We start from the raw sequence: 25,287 nt of genomic DNA on the forward strand, positions 1-25,287 counted from the left end.
AGTGTTATCCCGAATATGGCCGCCAAGCCCAGCTGCCCGACCGGCCGGGCGACGCCCCATCCGCTAAAATGATGGTCTAACGTCCCCATCGATCATCATGCAGCGACGCATCATCCCTGTTGCCGAGGTCAGCGCCATGCCCGCCGTTCCGGCGGTCACGCTCGCGCCGACCGGCGCGCTCGCCGATACGCTGGCGCGGCCCCTGCGCGACCTGCGCATTTCGGTGACGGACCGCTGCAACTTCCGCTGCGTCTACTGCATGCCGCGCGCGGTCTTCGACAAGGACTACCCGTTCCTGCCGCACGCCGCCCTCCTGAGCTTCGAGGAAATCGAGCGGCTGGCGCGGCTTTTCGTCGCGCACGGCGTCGAGAAGATCCGGCTCACGGGCGGCGAGCCGCTGCTGCGCAAGAACCTCGAGCACCTGATCGAACGGCTCGCGACGCTGACCACGCCGGACGGACGTCCCCTCGACCTGACGCTCACGACCAACGGCTCGCTGCTCGAGCGCAAAGCCCGCGCGCTCAAGGACGCCGGCCTCACGCGCGTCACCGTCAGCCTCGACGCCCTCGACGACGCCCTCTTCCAGCGCATGAACGACGCCGGCTATTCGGCTTCCAACGTGCTCGACGGCATCGCCGCGGCGCAGGCAGCGGGGCTCGCGCCGCTCAAGGTGAACATGGTCGTCAAGCGCGGCACCAACGACGGCGAGATCCTGCCGATGGCGCGGCACTTCAAGGGCTCGGGCGTCGTGCTGCGCTTCATCGAATACATGGACGTCGGCACCTCGAACGGCTGGAACATGGCGGAAGTGCTGCCGTCGGCCGAAGTCGTCGCGCGCGTCGCCGAGCATTTCCCGCTCGTGCCGCTCGAGGCGCACAGCGCGGCGGAAACCGCGCAGCGCTGGGGATACGCGGACGGCGGCGGCGAGATCGGCGTCATTTCGAGCGTCACGCGTGCTTTTTGCGGCGCTTGCACGCGCGCGCGGCTGTCGACCGAAGGCAAGCTGTACTTGTGCCTGTTCGCGTCGGCGGGCCACGATCTGCGCGCGATGCTGCGCAGCGGCGCCACCGATGCCGATATTGCCTCCGCGATCGCCCATATCTGGCAGGCGCGCGACGACCGCTACTCGCAGCTGCGCGGCAGCGCTGCGGCGCAAGAGCTGGGCGCGCATCGCGTCGAGATGTCGTACATCGGCGGCTAGGGCACACCGCGCGACACCGCCCGATGACCTCCCCCGACACCCGCCGCATCACCGGCCTGATCCTCGCAGGCGGACGCGGCATGCGCATGGGCGGCGTCGACAAGGGATTGCAGCTGCTGCACGGCGAACCGCTCGCGCTGCACGTGGCGAGACGCATCGCTTTGCAGACGAGCGACCTCGTCATCAGCGCAAACCGCCATCTCGACGCCTATCAGGCGCTCGGCGCGCCGTTTGGCGCGACGGTCGTCGCCGATGCGTCGAGCGACTTTTCCGGGCCGCTGGCCGGCATCCTCGCGGGGCTGCGCGCCGCGTGCACCGAACTCGTGCTCTGCGCGCCGTGCGATTCGCCGTATCTCCCAGCGGATCTCGCGACCTGCCTGGCCGCCCCCCTTGACGCAAACCGGGCCGACATCGCGACCGTCACGACGGGCGGCGATCGGAGCGAGCCGTCGATTCACCCCGTTTTCGCGCTCCTGCGCACGTCACTCGCCGACGACCTCGCCGCCTACCTGGATGGCGGCGGACGCAAGGTTCGCGCGTGGTACGCGCGCCACATGACAGTCGAAGTGGGTTTTAGCAATGAGGGTGCGTTTTACAATGTCAACTCTTTGCAGGAACTCGCCGACCTAGAGCGCGCGTGAAGTGTTCGCCCGCCGCCATGCTCCGCCGTGCGCCCCCGATCCGATTCGCACCGCCAGCGCCCGGCGCCGCCGCAGACGCGGCATGAAAGCAAAGCCGCAAGCGGCGCCTCACCACCGATGACCACGCTCAACGATCTTTCCAGCTGTATCGCCCAATTCGATCCCAACGCGATGCCGGTTCACGGCGCGCAGGCGATCGTGCGCCAATGGGCGACGCCGGTCGCAACGACCGAGCGGGTCGCGCTGCGCTCCGCGCTGAACCGGGTGCTGGCGGAGAACATCGCCTCCCCGATCGACGTTCCCGCGCACGACAACTCCGCCATGGACGGCTACGCGTTCGACGGCGCAGTGCTTGCCACCCTCGCCGGCAATGCTCCGCCAGAGGGCGAGCCGCTACTGACGCTGCGCGTCGCAGGCCAGGCGTTCGCCGGCCACCCGTTCGAGCATGCAATCGCCGCTGGCGAATGCGTACGCATCATGACGGGCGCGGCGATGCCCTCGGGCTGCGACACCGTCGTTCCTCAAGAATTCGTCACACGCGGGCAAAACGAACGTATTAGCTTCGAGGCCCAGCGCTTCGCGCGCGGCGCGAATTGCCGCCATGCTGGCGAGGATCTTGCCAAAGGGCAGTCCGCGCTGCAGACAGGCCGCGTGCTGCGCGCGTCGGACCTCGGGTTGCTGGCGTCGCTCGGCATCGGCGAAGTGACGGTGCGGCGGCGTCTGCGCGTCGCGTTCATGTCGACCGGCGACGAGCTGCGCTCGATCGGCGAGCCTCTGCCCACGGGCTGCGTCTACGACAGCAATCGCTATACGCTCTTCGCGATGCTCGAGCGCCTGAACGTCGACACGCTCGATCTCGGCGTGGTCCGCGACGAGCCCGCCGCGCTCGAAGCGGCGCTGCGATCGGCGGCGGAAAGCGCCGACGTGGTGCTGACCTCGGGCGGCGTGTCGGTCGGCGAGGCGGATTTCACGCGCAAGATGCTGCAGACGTTCGGCGATGTCGCGTTCTGGAGTCTCGCGATGCGCCCCGGCCGCCCGCTCGCGTTCGGCCGCATCTGGTCCGGCGGACGTTCCGGCGAAGGGCGCCCGGCGCTCTTTTTCGGCTTGCCGGGCAACCCGGTGGCGGTGATGGTCACGTTCTACCAGATCGTGCGCGAAGCGCTCGTCGCGATGTCGGGGGCCGAATCCCAAGCGCCGCTTTTGATTGCCGCCTCGAGCACGCAGCCGCTCGGGAAACGCGCAGGCCGCACCGAGTTCCTGCGCGGCGTCGCCACGCGCGGCCCGGACGGCCGCTGGCGCGTTGCGCCGACCCGCTCGCAGAGCTCAGGGGTCTTGAGCTCGATGAGCGAAGCCAATTGCTTTATCGTGCTGGCACACGATCGAACCGACGTCGACACAGGGGAAGCCGTCGACATCATGCCCTTTGACGGGCTCATCTGAATCATCGACTTTAGAATCACCATTTTTACGGGGCTTCACGCAATGAAAAAACAAATCTCGTCGATCGCGGCCGGGCAGACCGCCAAAGCGCTCATCCTCGTCTACCTGACGTTCAGCGTGCCGATCGTGCTGCTCGGCATTCTCGTGGCGTTCATCCGCTTCGGCTCGGTGGAGCTGAGCACGATCTTCAGCGCGCTGATCCTGAACGCGATCCTCGGTTTCGTGCTGCTGTGGATTGCCTGCCATGCCTACAACTGGGTGGCGTCGCGCTTCGGCGGCATCGAGATCGTGCTCTCCGACGTGCCCGAGGAAGCCTGATGAGCGCGGTGATCCGTCCCGCGACGCCTGCCGACGTCGGCTCGATCTTCGCGCTGATGCTGGAGCTGGCCGAATTCGAAAAGCTCACGCACCTGTTCGTCGCGACCGAGGCCGGCGTGCGCGATGCACTGTTCGGCGAGCGGCCCGCTGCGGAGGCGCTGGTGGCGGAAGCCGGCGGCAAGATCGTCGGCTATGCGCTCTTCTTCCACAATTTCTCGACCTTTCTTGGCCGACGCGGCTTGTATCTCGAAGACCTGTACGTGCAGCCGTCGCAGCGCGGCAGCGGTCTCGGCCGCGCGATGCTGCAGCGGCTCGCGGCCATGGCGATCGAGCGTCAATGCGGCCGCTTCGAGTGGACGGTGCTCGACTGGAATCAGAACGCGATCGATTTCTACGAGAAGATGGGCGCGACCGTGCTGCCCGATTGGCGCATCGTCCGCATGACAGGCGACGCGCTTGCCCAACTCGCCAGCGGCGAGGCATCGCGTAGCATGGGACCCGAGTAAGCGCTAAAGCGCCAACTCGGGTCGACAAAAAAAGGCCGGGGGAGCGCCCGGCCTGTCACTATCCGCGATTGCCCTGGCGTTTCAGGGCTCTTCGGTTTCCGCATTCGAATATGCATCGCCCAGCAGGCCGCTTGCCTGCTCCCCGGGCAGCGCCTCGACGTCGCGCAGCTTGCGGTTCATCGCGCGCGTGCGCACTTCCGCCTGCTCGATCGAGCGCGTGACCGTCTCGAGCTGCGACTTCGTCTTCGCCAGCACGTCGCCGAACTTGCCGAACTCCGTCTTCACCGCGCCGAGCACCTGCCAGACTTCGCTCGAGCGCTTCTCGATCGCGAGCGTCCTGAAGCCCATCTGCAGACTGTTGAGCAAGGCAGTGAGCGTCGTCGGCCCGGCGATCGTCACGCGGTAGTCGCGCTGCAGCAGGTCGGTCAGGCCGGGGCGGCGCAGGATCTCCGCGTAGAGACCTTCGGTCGGCAGGAACAGCAGCGCGAAATCGGTCGTGTGCGGCGGCGCAATGTATTTCTCGGCGATCGTGCGCGCCTCGTTGCGCACGCGCGTCTCGAGCGCGCGCGAGGCTTCTTCGACCGCGACCGGATCGGCGCGGTCCTGCGCATCGACCAGGCGTTCGTAGTCCTCGCGCGGAAACTTGGCGTCGATCGGCAGCCAGACCGGCGCCGTCGCGCCCTTCCCGTCCGCGCTCTCCTCGCGCCCCGGCAGCTTGATCGCGAACTCGACGCGCTCGCTGCTCTTGGGCACCGTCGCGACGTTCTTCGCGTACTGGTCCGGCGTCAGCATCTGCTCGAGCAGCGCTTCGAGCTGCACTTCGCCCCAGGTGCCGCGCGTCTTCACGTTGGTCAGCACCTTCTTCAAGTCGCCGACGCCGGCCGCCAGCGTCTGCATCTCGCCGAGCCCGCGATGCACCTGCTCGAGCCGGTCCGAGACGAGCTTGAACGACTCGCCGAGGCGCTGCTCGAGCGTCGCATGCAGCTTCTCGTCGACGGTGCGGCGCATCTCTTCGAGCTTGGTCGCGTTGTTGGCTTCGATGTCCTTCAGGCGCTGCTCGATCGTCGCGCGCACTTCGGCAAAGCGCTTGTCGTTCGATTCGGTGAGTTGGACGAGCTGTGTCGAGAGCGTTTCGCCGAAGCGCTTGAGCGTGACGCCCTGCTCTTCGCGCGCCTGCTGCGCCTGCTGTTGCAGACTCTCGCGCACCGCGTCGAGCTGCTTGCCATTGCTTTCGGTCAGTTGACCAAGGCGCAAGGCGAAGTCCTCGATCTTGTTGTTCTGCACCGTCGCCATGCTCGTGAGCTGCGCGGCAAGCAGTTGCTGAATCTCGGCGAAACGCGTGCCCAGCTCGGTGCGCGACTGGCGAGCGCTCTCGGCAATCTCGCCGCGCACTTCGCGCTCGAGACGCTCGTACGCGCGCGCCTGCTTCTCGGCCCCTTCGGACATCTGCTCGCCGAGCTCCGCGAGCGCGTGCCCGTTCGCCCGGCCCGCGCCCTTCATCAGCATTGCGAGCGCGATCGCCAGCGCCACCGCGAGAACCGCGACGGCGATCACCAGAATCGTCGTCATGCGCGCGCCCTGCCGATGACTTCGGGATTGATCGGATTCGGCGGATTACCCGCGCGCGGCCCCTCGCCCAATGCGGCGATCAGGTTGTCCGCGGCGAGGTTCGCCATCGCGCGGCGCGTCGCTTCGGTCGCGCTCGCGATATGCGGCGTCAGCACGACGTTCGGCACCGAGAGCAACGCGGGATTGACGCGCGGCTCGCCTTCGTACACGTCGAGGCCGGCCGCGCCGATGCGCTTCGCGCGCAAGGCTTCGGCGAGCGCCGCGTCGTCGACGATGCCGCCGCGCGCGATGTTGGTGAGCGTCGCGGCCGGCTTCATCAGCGCGAGCTCGGCCGCGCCGATCGTGTGGTGGTTCTCGGCCGTGTACGGAAGCACCAGGACGACGTGATCGGCGCGCTTCAACAGCTGCTCCTTCGAGACATACTCGGCATCCAGCTCCGCCTCGATCTGCGGCGCCACGCGTGAGCGGTTGTGGTAGATCACGCGCATGTTGAAGCCGCGCGCGCGGCGCGCGAGCGCCTGACCGATGCGGCCCATGCCGATGATGCCAAGCGTCGAGCCATGGATGTCGCTGCCGAGGAAGCCGTCGTACGCCCACTTCTGCCACTTGCCGGCACGCAGCCAATGCTCCGATTCGGTCACGCGGCGCGCCGCCGCCATCATCAGCGCCCAGCCGAAATCGGCCGTCGATTCGTTGAGCACCTCCGGCGTGTTGGTGCCGAGCACGTTCGCCGCGTTGAACGCCGCCATGTCGAAGTTGTTGAAGCCGACCGCCATGTTCGACACCACGCGCAGGCGCGGTGCCGCCGCGATAGCCGCCGCGCCGACCGGGTCGCCCGCGGTCAGTGCGCCGTCCTTGTCGGCGAGACGCTGCGCCAGCTCGGTGGCCGACAGCACCTCGCCCTGATTCCAGTCCACGTCGAAATGCTGCTTGAGCCGCTCGATCACGTCCGGAAAAATCGGACGCGCGACCAGGATCTTCTGCATTGCTTGTCTCCGATGAGCGCGCCGCGCCATGAAAGCGCCGCGCGCGATCAACCCAAACCGCGCCGCCGGGCCGTCGGGCCACCAGGGCCGGAACACCGCACGTCACGTCAAAAAAATAGCCACGTCGTCACCAGGAACACGGGCACCAGCACCGCGCCCGACCACAACAGGTAGGCGAAGAAACCTGGCATCCGCACGCCGCGCGATTCGGCGATCGCCTTCACCATGAAGTTCGGCGCGTTGCCGATGTAGCTGTTCGCGCCCATGAAGACCGCGCCGGCGGAAATCGCGGCGAGCGTGGTCGCGCCGGTGGTCATGAGCGTCGGCGCATGGCCGCCCGCGAGGTTGAAAAACACGAGATAGGTCGGCGCGTTGTCGAGGAACGACGATAAAAGACCCGTCGCCCAAAAGTACATCGCGTCGATCGGCTGGCCGTGCGCATCGGTGACGAGGCTCGTCACGCGCGCGAACGCGCCGTCAGGTCCGGCGCGCAGAATCATGATGACGGGCGCGATCGTCACGAAGATGCCCGCGAAGAGCTTCGCCACCTCTTCGATCGGCGCCCAGTTGAAGGCGTTGCCCGCGCGCGCGGCGCGCGGCGTCAACGCGAGCGACCCCAGCGTCAGCACGATCAGCGCCGCGTCGCGCACCGCATTCTGCAGCGCGACGTGCGTGCCGAGCACGTTGAAATCGATGCCCGGCTTCCACATGCCGCTCATCAGCACGAGTCCGATCACCATGGCCAGCAGCACGAAGTTGATCTTGCCCTCGATCGACATGCCGTGCGTATCGGGCGTCGGATCGAGAAACGGCGAGCGCTCTTCGCTTTGGCAATGGAAGTAATACGCGTCGAGCGCATAGAACAGCGCGAGCAGCACGACACAGATGAACAGCATCGGCAGCGCGAGATGCTGCGTCGTCCAGAAGAAGCTCACGCCGTTGAGAAAGCCGAGGAAGAGCGGCGGATCGCCAAGCGGCGACAGCGAGCCACCCGCGTTAGCCACGAGAAAGATGAAGAACACGACGACATGCACGACATGCTTGCGATTGTCGTTCGCGCGCAGAAGCGGCCGGATCAGCAGCATCGCCGCACCCGTCGTGCCCATGATGCTCGCAAGCACGGTGCCGAGCGCGAGAATGGCCGTGTTGAGCTTCGGCGAGCCGTGCAGGTTGCCGCGCACGCAGATGCCGCCGGCGATCGTATAGAGCGCGGTCAAGAGCACGATGAACGGCACGTATTCCTCGAGCAGCGCGTGCGCGAGCGTGCCGAGCGCGGCGCCCGAGCCAAAGGCGAAGCCGAACGGCACGAGGAACAGCGCGCCCCACGCGGCGGCGATCTTGCCGAAGTGGTCGTGCCAAAAGATCGGCGCGACGAGCGGAAAAATCGCGATCGACAGCAGGATGCCCGCGAACGGGACACTCCAGAGCGCCGACAGCGTGGCGCCGTCGACAGTCGCGGCCGCTGCGACGGCGGGCCAGACACCCGACAGCACAACCAGCGCCATGCACGCCGATGCGGCAAGCCGTTTCATGTTTCCACTCTTGATCTTGAGGATGGCCTTGGAGACCGGCCGGTTGGTTTCATCCAGCGACATCGGACCGGCTCAAGCGCCGCGCACGATGATCACGTGCACGCGGTACGGCCCATGCGCGCCAAGGACGATGGTCTGTTCGATGTCGCCGGTGCGCGACGGCCCCGACACGAAATTGACCGCGCGCGGCAGCTCGCCGCGTTCGGCGCGGATCAGCGCGAACGCCTCTTCGTGGCCCGCGACGATGCGCGACGCCGGCACGATCGCGATATGCGTCTCCGGCAGAAGGCCCGCCGAGGCGTAGGTTTGCGGCCCCGACAGCAGCACGAGCGAGCCCGTCTCCGCCGTCGCGCAGAAGCAGCCGGTGATGCCGACGAGATCGGCGTCTTGCGGCTTGCGGAACTCGACCGCGAGGCCCGCTGCGCCCCAGGGCAAGCCTTCGAGCGTCTGCCAGGCGATGGCCGTGGCCGGCAGGCCATGCTCGGACAGATAGCGATGCGCCGCCGCAGGCGCCTCGTCGATCGACGCGACTTCATCGATCGTGGTCGACAGCTGCCGGGCCTCTGCGATGAAGCGCGCGACGAGATCGTCCGGCATCGGCGGACGCGGCCCTTCGGGATGCCGCGCGAGATAGTCGGCCGCCGCTTCGCGTTCGGCAGCGTCGGGTTGCGCCGGTCGGCCCTGGGCAGCGCGTATGCGCGCCAGGATATTGCGGCGGGCGGCCGATGTATCCATGTGCGATCCTTTTGACGATGCCGTTCGTGACAGACGCGATTATACCGAGCGCCTCTCGGCCCGAGCGCCGCTTCGGCGCCGGTTTCGCATCGGCCGGATGCCGATGCGGGCGCGCCGCGCGGCTTACTTCCCGCAGTCGTCCTCGGCCGGCGTTTCGATGCCGAACACCTGGCGCAGATAGGCGAGATAGGCCTTGTCGTCGCACATGTTCTTGCCCGGCGAATCGGACAGCTTCGCGACCGGCTGGCCGTTGCAGCGGACCATCTTGATGACGATCTGCAACGGGTCGTAGCCGAGATCGTTGGTGAGATTCGTGCCGACGCCGAACGCGAGCCGGCAGCGCCCGCGAAAACGCTCGTAGAGCTGCAGCACCTTGGGAATATCGAGCGCGTCGGAGAACACGAGCACCTTGGTGCGCGGGTCGCACCGGTTTTCTTCGTAGTGGCGCAGCAGGCGCTCGCCCCAGTCGAACGGATCGCCCGAGTCGTGGCGCGCGCCGTCGAAAAGCTTGCAGAAATACATGTCGAAATCGCGCAGGAACGCCTGCATACCATAGACATCGGAGAGCGCGATGCCGAGGTCGCCGCGATACTCCTTCGCCCACATCTCGAAGCCGTAGATCTGCGAGTCGCGCAGGCGCGGGCCGAGCGCCTGGCACGCCTGCAGGTACTCGTGCGCCATCGTGCCGAGCGGCGTCAGGCCGTGCTTCCTCGCGTAGAAGACGTTGCTCGTGCCGGTAAACTGATCGGGAATGCCTTCCTTCAGCGTGAGGATCACCTCTTCGTGCCACGTCTTCGAGAAGCGCCGGCGCGTGCCGTAGTCGGCGATCTTGCAGTCCGCGAACTCGGGGCGCGCGCCGAGCAGCACGATCTTGTCGCGCAGCCGCTCGCGGCCGCTCGCGTAGTCGGGATGCTTTTGCGTATTGCGGAAGTACACCTCGTTGACGATCGCGAGCACGGGAATCTCGAACAGGATCGTGTGCAGCCACGGACCCTTGATCTCAATGTCGATCTCGCCGTTGCCCTTCTCCGACGGCTTGATGGAGATGTACTTTTCGTTCAGGTGAAAGAGCGCGAGGAAATCGACGAAATCGCTCTTGATGAAGCGCATCCGGCGCAGGTAGTCGAGCTCGTCGCCGGCGAAGCGCAGTTCGCAGAGCTTCTTGATCTCGCCGTGGATCTCGTCGATATACGGCACGAGATTCACCCCCGGCGTGCGGCACCGGAACCGGTACTCCACGTTGGCGGCGGGAAAATGATGCAGCACGACCTGCATCATCGTGAACTTGTACAGATCGGTGTCGAGCAGCGAAGTAATGATCATGATTTCAACCGGACTGCGAACGTTCGGACCAGATTGCCCGGCTCGGCGCCTCTTCCTCTTCGAGCGCCGCCCGCGACCCGGCTTTCCAGCCATGTTACCCGAATGCGGGCCGGAGCACGGCGCAACCCGGCGTCCCTGCCGGTCCGCCCCGACTGCGCAAACCGTCACATAAACTAATCACCAATCGGTATAAAAGACCCGGGGAACGCAATTGCATGTGGTTTTAGCCGTTACGCTACAATAGCTTTTTTGGCAATCCGCCTCCCCACCAATATCTCTCCCCTGAGTGCAGGAGCTTGAATGACTCACGTTGTGACCGAAAGCTGCATCAAATGCCGCTACACCGATTGCGTCGACGTATGCCCGGTGGACTGCTTTCGCGAAGGTCCCAACTTCCTCGCGATCGACCCCGATGAATGCATCGACTGCGCCGTCTGCGTCGCCGAATGCCCGGTGAACGCGATCTACGCCGAGGAAGACGTCCCCGGTGATCAACAGCATTTCACGGCGCTCAATGCGGAACTCGCAAAGGGTTGGCCGAGCATCACCAAGACCAAGGCTCCGCTGCCGGAAGCCGACGAGTGGAAAGACGTGAAGGACAAGCTCAACCTGCTCGAGCGCTAAGCCCGCAGACCCTGCCAGCCCCGCCCTTATCAATGAGATGATCGTTGGGTGTTGACAGGTTGGGCCGCAGCCCATAGAATCTCGCTTCTCTGCTGTTGTTGTTCCCCGATAGCTCAGTCGGTAGAGCGCCGGACTGTTAATCCGTAGGTCCCTGGTTCGAGCCCAGGTCGGGGAGCCAAATACATTGCAGAGCAGGATGCCTGAAGGCCCGTTATCGATGACGGGCCTTTTTACGTAAAGTGTGAGTAGCAGCTGTTCCCCGATAGCTCAGTCGGTAGAGCGCCGGACTGTTAATCCGTAGGTCCCTGGTTCGAGCCCAGGTCGGGGAGCCAAGAGCATAAAAAGGCCCGTCAGCAATGACGGGCCTTTTTGCATTTGCGGCGCGCGCAGTGCGCCTCGCTTGCCCTCCCATTCCGAGTTACCCGGTGTGGTACTGTGGCGCGCATCACGCCTCCGCTCTCCTCACAGATTCCCTCATGAAACGCCACTTGCTCTTGCCGTCCATCAGCAGCGCCCTCGCCTTGATGCTCGCCATCCCTTTCGCGCACAGCGAGGAAGTCGCGAGCGTCAACACGAACTTTCGCATCACCGGGTCCGACCGCGTCGTCGTCGAGGCGTACGACGATCCGCTCGTCGCCGGCGTCACCTGCTATGTGTCGCGCGCACGCACGGGCGGGATCAAGGGCACGCTCGGCGTGGCCGAAGACCCGACCGAGGCGTCGATCGCCTGCCGCCAGGTCGGCCCGGTCACGATCGCCCAGCCGCTCAAGCAGCAGACCGACGTGTTCACCGAGCGCATGTCGCTGATCTTCAAGACCCTGCATGTGGTGCGGATCGTCGACGCGAAACGCAATACGCTCGTCTATCTGACCTACAGCGACCGGGTCGTGTCCGGCAGCGCGAAAAACAGCGTCACCGCAGTGCCGATGCCGGCCGGCGTGACGATCCCCGTCAGGTAGGCCGGCCTACCCTCAGCAACGACGCGCCCTCTGCTCTACACTGGACGACCAAGCAACCGGAGGGCCACCCATGCTCACGCTGCACTATCCGATCACGCTTCCGGCGGACTACGACATGTCGATCATCCGGCACCGCGTCGCCGAACGGCACGCGCCGTTCGACACGCTGGCGGGGCTTGGCTTCAAGGCGTTTCTCATCCGCGAGCGCGAGTCGGGCGCGCACGTCAACGAATACGCGCCGTTCTACATCTGGACGCAGCCGTTCGCCACGCGCGATTTCCTGCTGGGCCCGAAGTTCGACGGCGTCGTGCAGTCGTTCGGACGCCCCGCCGTGTTCCAGGGGATCGTCACCGCCCTGCACCTGACGGCCGACGAGAGCGTGTTTCGCGCGGCGCGCAGCATGACCGTCGAGCGGATTGCGCTGCGGCCCGGCATCGACCTCGCGGGATGGGCCGCCGACGAAACCGAGCTCCATCTCGCACGCATCGACGAAGCCGGACTGCTGGCGCGAGCCGTGTCGCTCGAGGCCGGCACCTGGACGGCAGTGCGCACCGAGCTGTGGGCCGGCGCCGATATCGCCCACTCCGCCACGGCCGCACGCTACGAGGTGCTGCATGTGTCGACGCCGGAGTGGCAGGCGCTTCAGCCCATTAACGACGAATGAGCGACGAATGAACCGATCCGCGTCGACGCCATGAACACACGCTTTCGCAATTCCGTCCGCTACTGGCGCACCCCGCTCCTGCCGGGCGCCGACATGGTGACGGCCGAATACCTCGATCACGAATTCGCGCCGCACTGGCACGACGCGTACACGATCCCCGTCATCGAAGCGGGCGCGGAGATGTACGACTACCGGGGCTCGCTGCACGTCGCCGAGACCGGCACGGTGCCGGTCATCAACCCGGGCGAGCTGCATACGGGCTCGCGCGCCACCGAGGACGGGTGGCGGTATCGCGTCGGCTATGTGCCGGTCGATTTCGTGCAGCGGCTCGCCGATGACATCGCCGGACGACCGCAGCCGCTGCCGTGGTTTCCGGCCGAGACCATCCGCGACCCCGATCTGGCGCGCCGTGTCCTGCGTGCGCACCGGCTGCTCGAAGCCGGCGGCGATCCGCGGGGCGGCCATCCGCCGGGCGGCGATCCGCGGGGCGGCGATCCGCTTGCCGCCGAAGCCGCCCTGATCGACGCGATCTCGACGCTGATCGTCCGCCACGCCTCCACCGACCCGCAACCAGCGCGGCTCGCGGCGGACAATCCGCGCATCGAGACCATGAAGGCACGGCTTACCGCCGATCTCGCCGAGCCCCTCACGCTGACCGAACTGGCCCAGGCGGTGGACCTGTCGGCCTTCCACGCCGCGCGGCTCTTCACGCGCGCGACTGGCCTTGCGCCCCACGCATGGCGCAACCAGGTCCGCCTGCAGCGCGCGCTCGGCCCGCTGCGCGCGGGCGTCTCGGTGGCGGAGGTCGCCGCGGCGAGCGGCTTTACCGACCAGAGCCACTTCACGCGTCATTTCCGCCGCATGTTCGGCGTGCCGCCGGGGCGCTGGCAATCGCCATAACGGCAGCGCCAAGCGCAAGAACGTACAAGACCCGCTCGGGCGCCCCCGCTATCCTCCCTCGCTCGAGGAGGACATCTTGGATCAACCCCGCCCATTGAACGAATTCGCCGACGGCGCGCGCGACATCATCCCGATGATGGTCGGCGCAGCGCCGTTCGGCGTGATTTTCGGCACGCTCGTCACGTCCGGCCCGCTCTCGCCGTGGCACGGCCAGTTGATGTCGCTGTCGGTGTTTGCCGGCTCTGCCCAGTTCATCGCGCTCGGTCTGATCGCGAGCCACGCGAGCTTCGCGGTCGTGCTCGCCACGACGCTGATCGTCAACCTGCGGCACGTGCTCTACAGCGCGACGCTCGCGCCCTACGTCGCCCATCTGCCCGCGCGCTGGCGCTGGACGCTCGGCGCGCTGCTCACCGACGAGGTCTTCGCCGTCGCCTACGCGCACTACCGGCACAAGCCGCCCGGCGCGACCGGCCCGCACTACTTCCTCGGCGCGGGCGTCGCCATGTACCTGAACTGGCAAGCCTGGACGCTAGCCGGCCTGCTGTTCGGCGCCGCCTTCCCCCGGCTGCAGTCGCTCGGGCTCGATTTCGCGATGGTCACGACCTTCATCGCCATCGTGATCCCGCAACTCGTCGCGCTGCGCTTCATCGCGGCGGCGGCGACCGCGGGCGTCCTCGCCTGCGTGTTTCAGGACTGGCCGTACAAGCTCGGCCTGCTCGCCGCCGTGGCCGCGGGCGTCGCGGCCGGCGTCGTGCTGTCACACGCGAGTCTGGTGCGCTCGCGCGCTGCGGGAGTAGCGCAATGAGCTACGTTTTCCTGATTCTCGGGATGACGCTGATCACCTATGTGATCCGCTCGACGGTGTTCGTGCTCGGCGACCGCATCGCCTTCCCGCCCCTCGTGCGCACCGCGCTCAGCTTCGTGCCGGTCACCGTGCTGACCGCGATCATCGTGCCGATGGCCGTCTCGCCGCACGGCGGCAGCCCCGAGCTGACCTGGCGCAATCCGCAGCTCGTCGGCGCGCTGGCGTCGTGCGCGGTCTGCATCGCGACGCGCCGGCCGCTCGTGACGATCGCCGCCGGTCTGGCGGTGTTCTTCCTCTGGCAAGGCGTCGTGCTGCGCTAGGGCCGTTACATACGATTAATTTGCCTCAAGTTCCGCCCCGGTCCGCCGATAAATAGACGAGATGCGTTTATCGGCGGACACCGGCTTTGCCGCGCCGCCGCAAAACGCGATCCGCAATGGATTACGGGCGCCGCACGCGCAACGCCGTTCGGCACGGGGAGGCTGACAGCCGGACGCGCATCGGGAATCCGCGCCGCCGCGCCGAAGTTCGCGCGAGGCGGCAGGAATCCCGCGCACGACGCGCCATCGGGACTACACATGGGTCAGATCACCCTCACACTGAAGGACGACACCATCACGTCGCTGCGCAAGGACTTCGAGGCCTTCGTGCGCGTGTCGCTGAAGCTCGACCCGCAATTCGCGACGCCGTCGTTCGAGGACTTCCTGCGCGCCAAGCTGCTCGACAACATGGTGCCGTTGACCGAGAACGCCGTGTCGCGGATGCTGCAAGGCGGCCAGTATGCCTGGGCCAAGCGCACGCTCGACAAGGAGTTTCCCGACGTCGTGGCGATCCTGATGCGGCAGGCCACCGAATTCGGCTTCGGCTTCGCGGTGCGCTCGGAGTGGACACCCGACGAGCTCGCCAAGGCCTGCCGCGAGTGGGCGTCGGCGATCGTCAACGAGGCGGGCGGCGACCAGGCGCTGATCGACCCGCTCTCGGCGCAGATCAAGGCCGCCGCGCAGGACATCCAGACGCTCGAGGAAATGATGCAGACGCCCGCATGGCGGCTGGCGGAATCGCTGCGGCAGCGCGTCTATGAAGCGAAGATCGCCTGCGAGATGAGCACGGGCAGCACCGCGCGCGAGAAGCTCGGGGAACTGCGCGGGCTGCTCAAGCTCGGCCTCGCGCACGGCTCGTTCCAGAAGCAGGAGGCGCAGCAGATGATGGAATTCCTGCGGCTGCTCAAGCCGGAGATCTTCGTCGAAGAGCCCGACGACATCTTTTCGCGCATGGCCAGCTGGCTGCGCAATTTCTTCATGGCGCCGCGCCAGCCGCAGCAGGCCGAACAGCGCCGGACGCGCTGAAGCGCATCCACACCCTCCCCTTGGGGCCTGCTCATGCCGATGACAGGCCCTGAACCTAAATCGTCCCGAACAACGCCCGCGGCCGGTCCCGCAGCGTGTGCGCGAGGATCTGCAGCGCGCGCGTGAGCTGCTCGCGCGACGCCGCGCACGCGAGATTGATCCGCACGCCATGCTCGACCGTCGAACGGTCGACGGCAAACGCCGACGCCGGCATCGTGTTGACACCGCGCGCCAGAGCGTTCGCCGCGTAGTCGTCGGAGCGCCACGGCGGCGGCACCCTCAGCCAGACGAACATGCATGCCGGATCGCTTTGCAGGTGCTCGGCCGGCAGCAGCTCGCGCGCGAGCGCCTGGCGGGCCTGGAGCTCCGTGCGCTGCGCCTCGAGGATCGTTTGCGCGGTGCCGTCCTCGATCCAGCGCGTGGCGATCAGCGTCGACAGCGGCGCGGGCATCCAGGCAGTCGTGCGCACGGCCTCGGCGGCGAGCGCGGCGCCGTGCGGCGGCGTCAGCAGATAGCCGATACGCAGTCCGGGCGCCAGGATCTTCGACGTCGACGTGACGTGGAACGTCAGCTCCGGACACAGGCTCGCGATCGTCGGCAGACGCGAGCGCACCAGCGGACCGTAGACATCGTCCTCGATGATCGCGATGTGATGGCGCCGTGCGATATCGACGAGCGCCGCGCGGCGCGCGAGGCTCATCGTGACGACGGTCGGATTCTGCAGGTTCGGCACGGTGAAGATCGCTTTCACGCGCATGCGCTTGCAGGCGTCTTCGAGCCGCTCCGGCAGCAGCCCTTCGGCGTCGCTCGGGATGCCGGCCAGCTCGAACTGGAACACCGGCGCGAGCGCTTTCAGGCCGTAGTAGGTCAACTGGTCCGAGAGGATCACGCCCTCGTGCCCCATCAGGCTGCTCAGCACCGCATAGAGACCGTGCTGCGCACCGCTCGTGACGACGACGTTATCAGCCGCCGGCGCGAATCCCGGCGCGGCGATCCATTGCGCGCCCGCCGCGCGCGCCCACTCCGGACCTTGCGGCGGCTGATATTCCTGGGTCTCCGGATAGCGCGGATCGCGCGCGATGACCGCCATCGTGCGCGCGAGCTGCGCGAGAAATTCGCCGGTCGCAGGCCGGTTGACGGTCAGGTCGATCACCGCATTCGGACTGGCCACGCTCGCCGCGCTCTCCGTCCGGGCGTGCACCGCCGGCATCGCGCCCCCGGTGACGATCGAGCCGCGCCGCTTGCTCGCGACGATCAGACCGCGCGCCTGCAGCTCCTTGTACGCCCGCGACACGGTCGACACGTTGATGCCGAGCTCCGAGGCCAAGTCACGCTGCGGAGGCAAGCGGCTGCCGGGCGGGTAGAGCCCGCTGCGCACTTTCTCCTCGAGACTGCGCGACACCTCGAGATAAGTGGCTTGACGCCCCTTTGTCTGGAGAGACTCTTCGCCATTTGTGTGGTTTATCTCGGTCTTCATTCAGGCAAAAACTCCATACAAAAACGCGTTCGACCGCAGACACCTCACCGGACGATGCACTGGGCATCTGCACGGATCAGATACTAAACCTTTTACGGGGATGCACAGCAAGCACTTATTGATCGTCCACCAAGACCAGCGTTGTAAGCTCGGGGAAAATACCTAAGTCCACACAAAGACAAATCATTTGCACACAAAAAAACTTTGTGTGAGTATGAATTCAAGCTTTGTACGATGCCAGATCAACGGCACGATCCCGAACTGTAGTACAGCCGGAGACGCTTGTGACCCACGAGCAGCCCACCACGCCGCAGCAATCGCCTCGCACGTTCGTGGCCACGCGGGGGGCATGATGGCCGAAGTCGCTGTCCTCGGCGCCGGCTTCATCGGCCTCTCGAGCGCTTATTGGCTATTGCGCGACGGGCACCGCGTGACGCTGTTCGATCCGCTCGGCCCCGGCGAAGCCGCGTCCTACGGCAACGCAGGCACGTTCGCGAACTACGGATGCATCCCCGTCAACAATCCGGACGTGTTCCGCAACCTGCCGAACCTGCTGTTCTCGGCCACGAGCCCGTTCAGGATCCGCTGGGGATACGTGCCGCACCTCGCGCCGTGGCTTGCGCGCTTTTTGCTCGCGGCGACGCCCAAGCGCTGCGAAGCGAGCGCCAGGGCACTGGCGAGCCTGCTCTCGCGCGCCTTCGAGGGATACCGGGAGATGCTCGCCGTCGATGGCCTGTCGAGCTTCGTGCGGCAACGCGAATGCCTGTACCTCTACTCGAACGCCGCCTCGTTCCAGGCAGCGCAGCGCTCGCTCGCGCTGCGGCGCTCGCTCGGCGTGCGTTTCCAGAACATCGAGCGCGACGGCATTCAAGCGCTCGAACCGAATCTCGCGCCGATCTTCGCCAACGGCACGCTGTTCGGCGACAGCTGGTTCCTGAGCGATCCGCGCGGCTTTCTGCAAATGCTCCATGCCTCGATGATGAGCCAAGGCCTGCGGCACGAGCGCATCGCGATCCGCTCGCTCGAGCCGCGTTCGGGCAGCGTGCGCCTCGTCGACGAATCCGGCCGCATGCACGACGCCGGGCACGCGATCATCTGCACGGGCGCATCGTCGCGCCGCTTCGCGCAGCAATGCGGCGATCGCGTGCCGCTCGATACCGAGCGCGGCTATCACGTGCGCTTTCCCGGCACCGCGCCGCTGATCTCGCGTCCTTGCGGCTGGGCCGAACGCGGCTTCTACATGGTGCCGATGGACGGCGGCATCCGCGCCGCGGGCACAGTCGAGCTAGGCGGCTACGGGCCGCGCAAGAACCCCGCGCTGCTGAACCTCATCACCACTTCCGCACAAGAAGCGCTGCCGGCGCTGCAACAGCCGGACAGCACCTGGCTCGGCTTCCGGCCGAGCCTGCCCGACGGCCTGCCGGTCGTCGGGCGCTCGAGCGCCTCGCCGCGTGCCGTCTACGCGTTCGGGCACCAGCACCTGGGCGTCACGCTGGGCGGCGTGACGGGCAGCGTCGTCGCCGATCTCGTCGCCGGCCGCGCCTGCCCGCTCGATCTCGAGCCTTACAGCCCGCGCCGTTTTTAGCATCGCCTTCAACCACCGCAACTGTCTGCACAAAAGAGGACGGACATCATGAAACGCCGAAACCTGGTAATCGCACTCGCACTTGGGGTCCTGTGCGCGCATGCGCCGTCGTACGGCGCGGAGCCCCAGATCGTCAAGATCGGTTTTGCAGCGCCGCTGACGGGCCCGGTCGCCCGCGTCGGCAAGGATCTGGAAAACGGCGCGCAGCTCGCGCTCGATGAAGAAAACGCGAAGAACCCGACGATCGGCGGCAAGCCCGTCAAGTTCGTGCTCGACGTGCAGGACGACCAGGCCGACCCGCGCACGGCGATCCAGGTCGCGCAGAAGATGGCGGACGACGGCGTGGTCGGCGTGATCGGCCACTACAACTCGGGCTGCAGCATTCCGGCGTCGGCCGTCTACCACACGGCGAACATCGCGATGATCACGCCGGGCTCGACCAATCCGGCGCTCACGCATCAGGGCTTCGCGAACGTGTTCCGCACGATGGGTCACGACGGCATCGGCGGCGTCATCGCCGGGCAGTTCGCGGTGCAGCAGCTGAAAGCGAAGCGCATCGGCATCATCGACGACCGCACCGCGTTCGGCCAGGGACTCGCCGATGCGTTCGAGAAAGGCGCGAAGCAGGCGAACGGCAACGTCGTCGATCGCGAGTTCACCAACGACAAGGCCGTCGACTTCCGCGCGATCCTGACCACGCTGAAGGAAAAGAACGTCGACGTGATCTTCTTCGGCGGGCTCGATGAGCAAGGTGCGATGCTCGTCAAGCAGATGCGCTCGCTCGGCATGCCGTCGCTCTTGTTCGGCGCGGGCGCGCTGAAGAGCAACGCGTTCCTGCAGATCGCGGGCACCGCGGGCGAAGGGACGCAGGATCTCGAGCCGGGTCCGGCGCTCGACAAGCTGCCCGCGGCGCAGGATTTCGCCAAGCGCTACAAGGCGCATTTCAACCAGGACGTCGAGCTCTATGCGCCGTTCGCCTATGACGCCGCGCTCGCCATGCTCAAGGCCATCCACGACGCCGACTCGCTCGATCGCGCGAAGGTCGTCGCGGCGTTCCCGAAGGTGATGGTCTCGGGCGTGACGGGCAAGATCGCGTTCGATCCGAACGGCGACCTCATCAAGCCGCCGTACACGCTGTTCGAAGTCCAGCAGGGGCAATGGAAGAGTCAGCGCACAGTGGGCGGCAGCGGCGCCTGAGCGCGCGTTGCAGGCAGCCGCGGCCTGCGGCAAGAGCTGCGGGCCGCCGCAACGCCCCGAGCGTCGGCTTGCAGCCACGGCGTCATGAGCCCGCAGGTCATGCTCGCGAGTGCCGCGTCAAGCCGCGAGCGCCCACGCGCGGCGCGTGACCTCGAGCGTCTTCGACCATGCCGCAGGTGCTTTCCCGCGATAGCGACTATATTGGTCGATAAGGCCCTGTCGCTGTCGACTGGAGTTGGCGCTTCAGCGCCTACTCCAGTCCCATGCAAAGCTGTCGACTGGAGTTGGCGCTTCAGCGCCTACTCCCGTCCCATGCAAAGCTGTCGGCCGAAGCCGGGTGCGGGGCTTGCGGGTATTCCCTCCAAGGAATCCCGAAGGAGGCCCATCATGCGCCGCATCTACTTCCTCCTGCCCAGCGTGCCAAGCGCGAAGAGCATCATCGACGAGCTGTTGATCAAGCGCGTCGAATGGCGGCATATCCACGTGCTCGCCCGTCCCGGCATTCCGCTCGAAGACCTGCCCGAATGCACGCTCGCGCAACGCAGCGACCTCTTGCCCGCGCTCGCGCGAGGCACGGCCGCCGGCGGCGCCACGGGCGCGCTCGCGGGTCTTGTCGCGATGGCGTTTCCGCCGGCGGGGCTCACGATCGCGGGCGGCGTCGTAGTGCTGATGACGCTCGCGAGCGCGGGCTTCGGGGCGTGGGCGGCGTCGATGATCGGCGTCGACGTGCCGAACACGCGCCTCAAACGCTTCGAGGCCGCGATCGAGAAAGGTGAACTGCTGATGATGGTGGACGTCCCGAAGGCCCGCGTCGAAGAGATCGAAGCGCTGGTCAAAAGCCATCATCCGGAAGCGGATATCGAAGGCACGGACCCGACGATACCGGCGTTTCCGTAAACCGCCCGGCGGGTCCGCGGGAGGTCACGCGTCACGCGCCCTCTTCGGCAAGGTTCAGGCGACGTGCTTCAGAAAGTCCTGCAAACGCGCACTCGGCGGACTATCGATCAACTCGGCAGGCTGACCGTCGTGCGCGATGCCGCCGTTGTCCATGAACAGCAGCCGCGTGCCGACGCGGCGCGCAAAGCCGATCTCGTGCGTGACCACGATCATCGTCATGCCCTCCGCCGCCAGATCCTGCATGACCTTCAGCACTTCGTGACGCAGCTCCGGATCGAGCGCCGAGGTCGGCTCGTCGAACAGCATCAGCTTGGGCTTGATCGCGAGCGCACGCGCAATCGCCACGCGCTGCTGCTGCCCGCCCGACAGCTCCGACGGATAGTGGTTCGCACGCTCGCTCAAGCCGACCTTCGCCAGCAGCCCGAGCGCCAGGTCGCGCGCCTCGGCGCGCGTCGCATTGCGCACCTGCAACGGGCCGAACATCACGTTTTCCAGCGCGGTCATCTGCGGGAACAGATTGAACTGCTGAAACACCATGCCCGCCTCGAGCCGGATCTGATGAATGTCGGACGTCTTGCCTTTCACGCTCAATCCGTCGACGATCAGATCACCGCCGGAGATTTTTTCGAGCGCGTTGATGCAGCGAAGCATCGTCGATTTTCCGGATCCCGACGGGCCGACCACCACCACGACCTCGCCCGCATCGATCTTCAGATCGATGTCGCGCAACACGTTGACCGAACCGTAGCTCTTCGTGACCGACTTGAATTCGACCATGCTCATAGGATTCGCATCCTCTTTTCGACGACACGCAGCGACAGCGTCATGATTCCGGTGAGAACCAGGTAAATGCAGGCCACAGCAGTCCATATTTCGACGGCCCGGAAGTTGCCGGCGATGATTTCCTGCCCCTTGCGCGTCAGCTCGCCCACGCCGATCACGATGAACAGCGACGTGTCCTTCAGGCTCACGATGCACTGGTTCCCGAACGGCGGGATGAGACGGCGGAATGCCAGCGGGCCGACGATCTTCAACAGCACGCGCGGCATCGACAGCCCCATCGCGAGACCGGCCTCGGCCAGCCCCTTGGGAATCGAAAGAAACGCGCCTCGCACGACCTCGCCCAGATAAGCACCTGAATTCACCGCGATCGAAACGACAGCCGCCGTCATGCCGTCGATCCGGATATGCGCGAGGAGAGGCAGCGCGAAATAGAGGAACATCACCTGCACGACGATAGGCGTGCCGCGAATCAGCTCGATATAGACCTGCGCGGCAACGTTCAACGCCACCGGGCCGTATGCGCGGCACAGCCCCGCAACCAGCCCGATCAGCGACCCTCCCAACAATCCCAGCGCGGCAATGATCACCGTCAGCTTCACGCCGTCCAGCAAATCCGGCAGCGCGCTCGCGATGACCGACCAATCGAAATCCACAACCAGGCTCCTTCTCGATGACTGAATGCTGCGCGAGGCGGCGGCGCCTCAAGCGCCCGCCGCCTTCGCGCATCCCTGCCAATAGCGCTTAGGATTTCGGCGGCTCCGAGCCAAACCATTTCCGGTACAGCTGCGCGTAGCGCCCGTCCGCCTTCATGCGCGCCAATTCCGCGTTGACTTGCGGGACGAGCGGGCTGCCTTTCGGGAAACCGATGCCGTACTTGTCCCCGCTCACCGGCGTACCCGCCACCTTCACTTTGCCCTTGCCCGCCGTGTTCACGAAGAACTGAACATTCGGCGTGTCGTGCATGGCGGCATCGACGCGTCCGGCTTCGAGGGCCATATAGGCCTCGTCGGTATTCGGGAACTGGCGGATCTCCGCCGGCTTCAGATGCGCCTTGATCCAGTCGATGGTCGCGGTGCCCGTCTTCGCGGCGACGACTTTGCCGTTCAGGTCGTCGATCGAATGAATCGTCGTGTTGTCGGTGCGGACCATCGCCGCCAGGCCGCTGTCGTAGTACGGGTCGGAGAAATCGATGACTTTCTTGCGTTCTTCCTTGATCGTCATGCCCGAGAGCGCCACGTCGATGTTGCTGGTCTGCAGCGCCGGAATCAGGCCGGCGAAGTCCATGGGCTGGATCGTGTACTTGAGCTTCAGGTCTTTCGCGATCTCGGCCCACAGGTCGAGATCGAATCCCACATATTTATCGCCCTGCTTGAACTCGAACGGCATGAACGATGTATCGGTGCCGACGACGAGCGTCTTGTCCTCGGCATGGGCTGCACCTGCCCCCAGAACCGCTGCCGCGAGCAGCGAAAGAAAGAAAGCACGACGTTTCATGCGGACAACCTCCATTGGTGTGGGCGACGCTTTTCCGACACCGTCCGCGTCGGCCAAGCAGGCAATGACGATACGGCGCGCAAACATCAACACACGCTGTTTAATTTACGATTTCAACAACATTTGTTGTTGAAACAGATAGTACCCGGCCAAAAAAGGTCGTCAAGCGGAATTTTGCAAACGGCCGTTCGCCTCGATTCGCCCTCTGCCTTGCTTTTCCAGTGCGAATCGCGGCACGATACGCGGAACGTTCATACTGTTTCCGCGCCTCTTGCGCCTGCGACATCTCTATTGGAAAGCCGGTAATGCGACTGAGTCTCTTGAAGGGAATCCTGCCGCTCGAGCGGGCTGCCGCCCTGCGCGACGCGCTGGCGGGCGCGACGCTCGCCTCCATGAACATCCCCCAGGTGCTCGGCTATGCGCGCATCGCCGGGATGCCCGCCGTGACGGGGCTCTACACCGTCCTCCTGCCGCTCGTGGCGTTCGCGGTCTTCGGCGCGTCGCGCCACCTCGTCGTCGCCGCCGACTCGGCCACCGCCACCATCTTCGCCAGCCGCCTCGCGACCATGGCGCCCGTCGCGAGCGCCAAGTACGCCGCGCTTGCCGGCGTCGTGGCGATGCAGACGGCCGTGCTGCTCCTGATCGCGCGCATCTTCAAGCTCGGCTTTCTCGCCGATTTTCTGTCGCGCACGGTGCTGGTCGGCTTCCTGGCGGGCGTCGGCGTGCAGGTCAGCATAGCGATGCTCGGCGACATGCTCGGCATCGCCGTGTCGTCGCGGCATTCGGTCGAGCAGCTGGGCATCGTGCTGGACCACCTGCCGCACGCCCAGGTCCCCACGCTCGCGATCTCGGCGCTCGTGGTCGCCTGCATCCTCGGCTTCAAGCAGGTCGTGCCGAGGCTGCCCGTCGCGCTCGTCGCCGTGGTGGCCTCGATCGCCGCGAGCAAGGCGTACGACTTCGCCGGTCACGGCATCTCGGTGATCGGGCCGGTTGCGGGCGGCCTGCCGTCGCTCACCTGGCCGCTCGTCGGCTGGCGCGAGTCGCTCGAGCTTTTGCCCACGTCCGCCTCGTGCTTCGCGATGATCATCGCGCAGAGCGCCGCGGCGAGCCGCGCGTTCGCACAGCGCTATCACGAGCCCGTCGACACCGATTCCGACATCCTCGGCCTCGCCGCCGCCAATGCGGCCGCGGCGGTGACGGGCGCGTTCGTCGTCAACGGCAGCCCGACGCAAACCGCGATGGCCGAGCGCGCCGGCGCGCGCAGCCAGCTCGCGCAACTGACGTTCGCGGCCGTGGTGATCGCGGTGCTGCTGTTCCTCTCCGGCACGCTCCAGTACCTGCCGCACTGCGTGCTCGCGGGCATCGTGTTTACGATCGCGATCGGGCTCATCAACGTGCAGAGCCTCCAGGCGATCCGCAGCGAGAGTCCGGGCGAATTCACGCTCGCGCTCTTCACGGCGGCCTCGGTGGTGCTGATCGGTGTCGAGCAGGGCATCCTGCTCGCGGTCGCGCTGTCGCTCCTGCGGCACGTGCGCCATAGCTATCGCCCGCACACGACGATGCTCGAGCCCGGCCCCGACTCGCGCTGGCTGCCCGCACCCGCGACGCCCGGCGCCGAGACCGCGCCGGGGCTCATCGTCTATCGCTTCGGCTCCGATCTCTTCTACGCGAACGATCACTTCTTCGTCGACGAGGTCCGGCAGCTCGTCGACCGCGCACCGAGCCCCGTGCGCTGGTTCGTGGTCGATGCGGGCGCGATCACCGATCTCGACTACTCGGCGGCGCGCTCGGTGGCCGAGCTCTGCGAGGCGTTGACGCAGCGCCGGGTGCAGATCGTGTTCGCGCGCGTCAATCAGTACCTGCGTTCCGACATGGTCCGCCACGGCATCGCCGGGGTGATCGGCGAGACGCGCATCTTCGCCACGCTGCATGAAGCGCTGGCCGTGGTCGAGGCCGACGAGAGCGTCCATGCGCGGCAGGAGTCCTAGGCGCCATTCACCCCGATGCAAGGCCCGATGCGGCGAATGGCTTATGATGCGGGCCCTTCTCCTCTTTTCGATGTTCCCGTCATGGCCAATCTCAACTTCACGCTCACGGGCGACTTCGTCGAACTGAACAACCTGCTGAAGCTCACGGGCCTCGCGGATAGCGGCGGCTCGGCGAAGGCGCTCGTCGCCTCGGGCGCGGTCACGGTCGACGGCCAGGTCGAACTGCGCAAGACCTGCAAGATCCGCGCAGGGCAGGTCGTCATGCTCGGCGACACGCGCATCGCGGTGCACGAAGCGCCTTAGCGGCTCGCCGCGGC

At 66.4% G+C, this 25,287-nt stretch carries 26 protein-coding genes and 2 tRNA genes; 19 read left to right on the forward strand and 9 right to left on the reverse strand.

Going from position 1 to position 25,287, the window contains the following annotated elements:
* Positions 1-97: 97 nt before the first annotated feature.
* From moaA to FAZ69_RS23005, 5 genes are all read left to right on the forward strand, one after another.
* Positions 98-1,201, forward strand: coding sequence for a GTP 3',8-cyclase MoaA (gene moaA, locus FAZ69_RS22985; protein WP_136897397.1), 1,104 nt, complete (start codon positions 98-100; stop codon positions 1,199-1,201).
* Positions 1,202-1,224: 23 nt separating this feature from the next.
* On the forward strand, positions 1,225-1,842 hold the full coding sequence (mobA, locus tag FAZ69_RS22990; RefSeq protein WP_136897398.1) for a molybdenum cofactor guanylyltransferase MobA: 618 nt from the start codon (positions 1,225-1,227) through the stop codon (positions 1,840-1,842).
* A 117-nt stretch (positions 1,843-1,959) separates the two neighbouring features.
* Positions 1,960-3,282, forward strand: coding sequence for a molybdopterin molybdotransferase MoeA (moeA, locus tag FAZ69_RS22995; RefSeq protein WP_136897399.1), 1,323 nt, complete (start codon positions 1,960-1,962; stop codon positions 3,280-3,282).
* Positions 3,283-3,324: 42 nt separating this feature from the next.
* Positions 3,325-3,600 carry a hypothetical protein gene (locus tag FAZ69_RS23000; protein ID WP_136897400.1) on the forward strand — a complete coding sequence of 92 codons (276 nt, stop codon included), beginning with the start codon at positions 3,325-3,327 and terminating at the stop codon, positions 3,598-3,600.
* Positions 3,600-4,106, forward strand: coding sequence for a GNAT family N-acetyltransferase (locus FAZ69_RS23005; RefSeq protein ID WP_136897401.1), 507 nt, complete (start codon positions 3,600-3,602; stop codon positions 4,104-4,106). The genes FAZ69_RS23000 and FAZ69_RS23005 overlap by 1 nt, the downstream gene beginning before the upstream one ends.
* 81 nt (positions 4,107-4,187) lie before the next feature.
* On the opposite strand, the gene FAZ69_RS23010 is transcribed toward FAZ69_RS23005, so the two are convergent.
* The 5 genes from FAZ69_RS23010 to pncB form a co-directional block, all read right to left on the reverse strand.
* Positions 4,188-5,675 (reverse strand): DNA recombination protein RmuC, encoded by a 1,488-nt coding sequence (locus FAZ69_RS23010; RefSeq protein WP_136897402.1) that lies wholly within the window; start codon positions 5,673-5,675, stop codon positions 4,188-4,190.
* The gene (locus tag FAZ69_RS23015) at positions 5,672-6,661 is read right to left on the reverse strand and encodes a 2-hydroxyacid dehydrogenase (protein WP_136897403.1); all 990 of its coding nucleotides are present in this window, start codon (positions 6,659-6,661) and stop codon (positions 5,672-5,674) included. Before FAZ69_RS23015 ends, FAZ69_RS23010 begins: the two co-directional genes overlap by 4 nt.
* A 107-nt stretch (positions 6,662-6,768) precedes the next feature.
* Positions 6,769-8,193 carry a sodium:proton antiporter gene (locus FAZ69_RS23020; protein WP_136897461.1) on the reverse strand — a complete coding sequence of 475 codons (1,425 nt, stop codon included), beginning with the start codon at positions 8,191-8,193 and terminating at the stop codon, positions 6,769-6,771.
* 72 nt (positions 8,194-8,265) lie between these two features.
* The gene (locus tag FAZ69_RS23025) at positions 8,266-8,928 is read right to left on the reverse strand and encodes a LutC/YkgG family protein (protein WP_136897404.1); all 663 of its coding nucleotides are present in this window, start codon (positions 8,926-8,928) and stop codon (positions 8,266-8,268) included.
* Between the two features lie 123 nt (positions 8,929-9,051).
* Complete coding sequence (gene pncB / locus FAZ69_RS23030) at positions 9,052-10,251, reverse strand: nicotinate phosphoribosyltransferase (RefSeq protein ID WP_136897405.1); 1,200 nt, start codon at positions 10,249-10,251, stop codon at positions 9,052-9,054.
* Between the two features lie 300 nt (positions 10,252-10,551).
* Between pncB and fdxA the strand changes: the two genes are divergently transcribed.
* The 9 genes from fdxA (at position 10,552) to FAZ69_RS23080 (ending at position 15,549) form a co-directional block, all read left to right on the forward strand.
* Positions 10,552-10,875 carry a ferredoxin FdxA gene (gene fdxA, locus FAZ69_RS23040; RefSeq protein ID WP_136897406.1) on the forward strand — a complete coding sequence of 108 codons (324 nt, stop codon included), beginning with the start codon at positions 10,552-10,554 and terminating at the stop codon, positions 10,873-10,875.
* Between the two features lie 102 nt (positions 10,876-10,977).
* Positions 10,978-11,053, forward strand: a tRNA-Asn gene (locus FAZ69_RS23045).
* A gap of 78 nt (positions 11,054-11,131) precedes the next feature.
* Positions 11,132-11,207: transfer RNA gene (locus FAZ69_RS23050), tRNA-Asn, on the forward strand.
* 144 nt (positions 11,208-11,351) lie between these two features.
* Positions 11,352-11,834 carry a CreA family protein gene (locus tag FAZ69_RS23055; protein ID WP_136897407.1) on the forward strand — a complete coding sequence of 161 codons (483 nt, stop codon included), beginning with the start codon at positions 11,352-11,354 and terminating at the stop codon, positions 11,832-11,834.
* A 70-nt stretch (positions 11,835-11,904) separates the two neighbouring features.
* Positions 11,905-12,498: a DUF4865 family protein gene (locus FAZ69_RS23060; RefSeq protein ID WP_136897408.1), complete on the forward strand. Its 594-nt coding sequence runs from the start codon at positions 11,905-11,907 to the stop codon at positions 12,496-12,498.
* A gap of 30 nt (positions 12,499-12,528) precedes the next feature.
* Positions 12,529-13,398, forward strand: coding sequence for a helix-turn-helix transcriptional regulator (locus FAZ69_RS23065; RefSeq protein WP_136897409.1), 870 nt, complete (start codon positions 12,529-12,531; stop codon positions 13,396-13,398).
* A gap of 133 nt (positions 13,399-13,531) precedes the next feature.
* Positions 13,532-14,203, forward strand: coding sequence for an AzlC family ABC transporter permease (locus FAZ69_RS23070; RefSeq protein ID WP_136897462.1), 672 nt, complete (start codon positions 13,532-13,534; stop codon positions 14,201-14,203).
* Complete coding sequence (locus FAZ69_RS23075; protein ID WP_136897410.1) at positions 14,200-14,523, forward strand: AzlD domain-containing protein; 324 nt, start codon at positions 14,200-14,202, stop codon at positions 14,521-14,523. Before FAZ69_RS23070 ends, FAZ69_RS23075 begins: the two co-directional genes overlap by 4 nt.
* Positions 14,524-14,781: 258 nt before the next feature.
* Entirely contained in the window at positions 14,782-15,549 is a 768-nt protein-coding gene (locus FAZ69_RS23080) for a DUF4088 domain-containing protein (RefSeq protein WP_136897411.1), read from the forward strand.
* Between the two features lie 55 nt (positions 15,550-15,604).
* On the opposite strand, the gene FAZ69_RS23085 is transcribed toward FAZ69_RS23080, so the two are convergent.
* Positions 15,605-17,026: an aminotransferase-like domain-containing protein gene (locus tag FAZ69_RS23085; protein WP_136897412.1), complete on the reverse strand. Its 1,422-nt coding sequence runs from the start codon at positions 17,024-17,026 to the stop codon at positions 15,605-15,607.
* 352 nt (positions 17,027-17,378) lie between these two features.
* Here FAZ69_RS23085 and FAZ69_RS23090 point away from each other — a divergent pair, with 352 nt between their 5' ends.
* From FAZ69_RS23090 to FAZ69_RS23100, 3 genes are all read left to right on the forward strand, one after another.
* Positions 17,379-18,611, forward strand: a complete 1,233-nt coding sequence (locus tag FAZ69_RS23090) for an NAD(P)/FAD-dependent oxidoreductase (RefSeq protein ID WP_136897463.1) — start codon at positions 17,379-17,381, stop codon at positions 18,609-18,611.
* A gap of 48 nt (positions 18,612-18,659) precedes the next feature.
* Positions 18,660-19,808 (forward strand): branched-chain amino acid ABC transporter substrate-binding protein, encoded by a 1,149-nt coding sequence (locus tag FAZ69_RS23095; protein WP_136897413.1) that lies wholly within the window; start codon positions 18,660-18,662, stop codon positions 19,806-19,808.
* A gap of 387 nt (positions 19,809-20,195) precedes the next feature.
* Positions 20,196-20,705 (forward strand): DUF1269 domain-containing protein, encoded by a 510-nt coding sequence (locus FAZ69_RS23100; RefSeq protein WP_136897414.1) that lies wholly within the window; start codon positions 20,196-20,198, stop codon positions 20,703-20,705.
* Between the two features lie 54 nt (positions 20,706-20,759).
* On the opposite strand, the gene glnQ is transcribed toward FAZ69_RS23100, so the two are convergent.
* The 3 genes from glnQ to glnH form a co-directional block, all read right to left on the reverse strand.
* Positions 20,760-21,488 carry a glutamine ABC transporter ATP-binding protein GlnQ gene (glnQ, locus tag FAZ69_RS23105; protein ID WP_169708735.1) on the reverse strand — a complete coding sequence of 243 codons (729 nt, stop codon included), beginning with the start codon at positions 21,486-21,488 and terminating at the stop codon, positions 20,760-20,762.
* Positions 21,485-22,141 (reverse strand): glutamine ABC transporter permease GlnP, encoded by a 657-nt coding sequence (gene glnP / locus FAZ69_RS23110; protein ID WP_136897415.1) that lies wholly within the window; start codon positions 22,139-22,141, stop codon positions 21,485-21,487. Before glnP ends, glnQ begins: the two co-directional genes overlap by 4 nt.
* A gap of 88 nt (positions 22,142-22,229) precedes the next feature.
* A complete protein-coding gene (glnH, locus tag FAZ69_RS23115; RefSeq protein WP_136897416.1) occupies positions 22,230-22,982 on the reverse strand; it encodes a glutamine ABC transporter substrate-binding protein GlnH in 753 nt (250 codons plus the stop codon).
* Positions 22,983-23,287: 305 nt separating this feature from the next.
* Here glnH and FAZ69_RS23120 point away from each other — a divergent pair, with 305 nt between their 5' ends.
* Positions 23,288-24,970, forward strand: a complete 1,683-nt coding sequence (locus FAZ69_RS23120; protein WP_136897417.1) for a SulP family inorganic anion transporter — start codon at positions 23,288-23,290, stop codon at positions 24,968-24,970.
* Positions 24,971-25,051: 81 nt separating this feature from the next.
* Positions 25,052-25,273 carry an RNA-binding S4 domain-containing protein gene (locus FAZ69_RS23125; protein WP_136897418.1) on the forward strand — a complete coding sequence of 74 codons (222 nt, stop codon included), beginning with the start codon at positions 25,052-25,054 and terminating at the stop codon, positions 25,271-25,273.
* Positions 25,274-25,287 lie beyond the last annotated feature (14 nt).

The organism is Trinickia terrae (genome assembly GCF_005144415.1).
GTDB classification, from domain to species: domain Bacteria; phylum Pseudomonadota; class Gammaproteobacteria; order Burkholderiales; family Burkholderiaceae; genus Trinickia_A; species Trinickia_A terrae.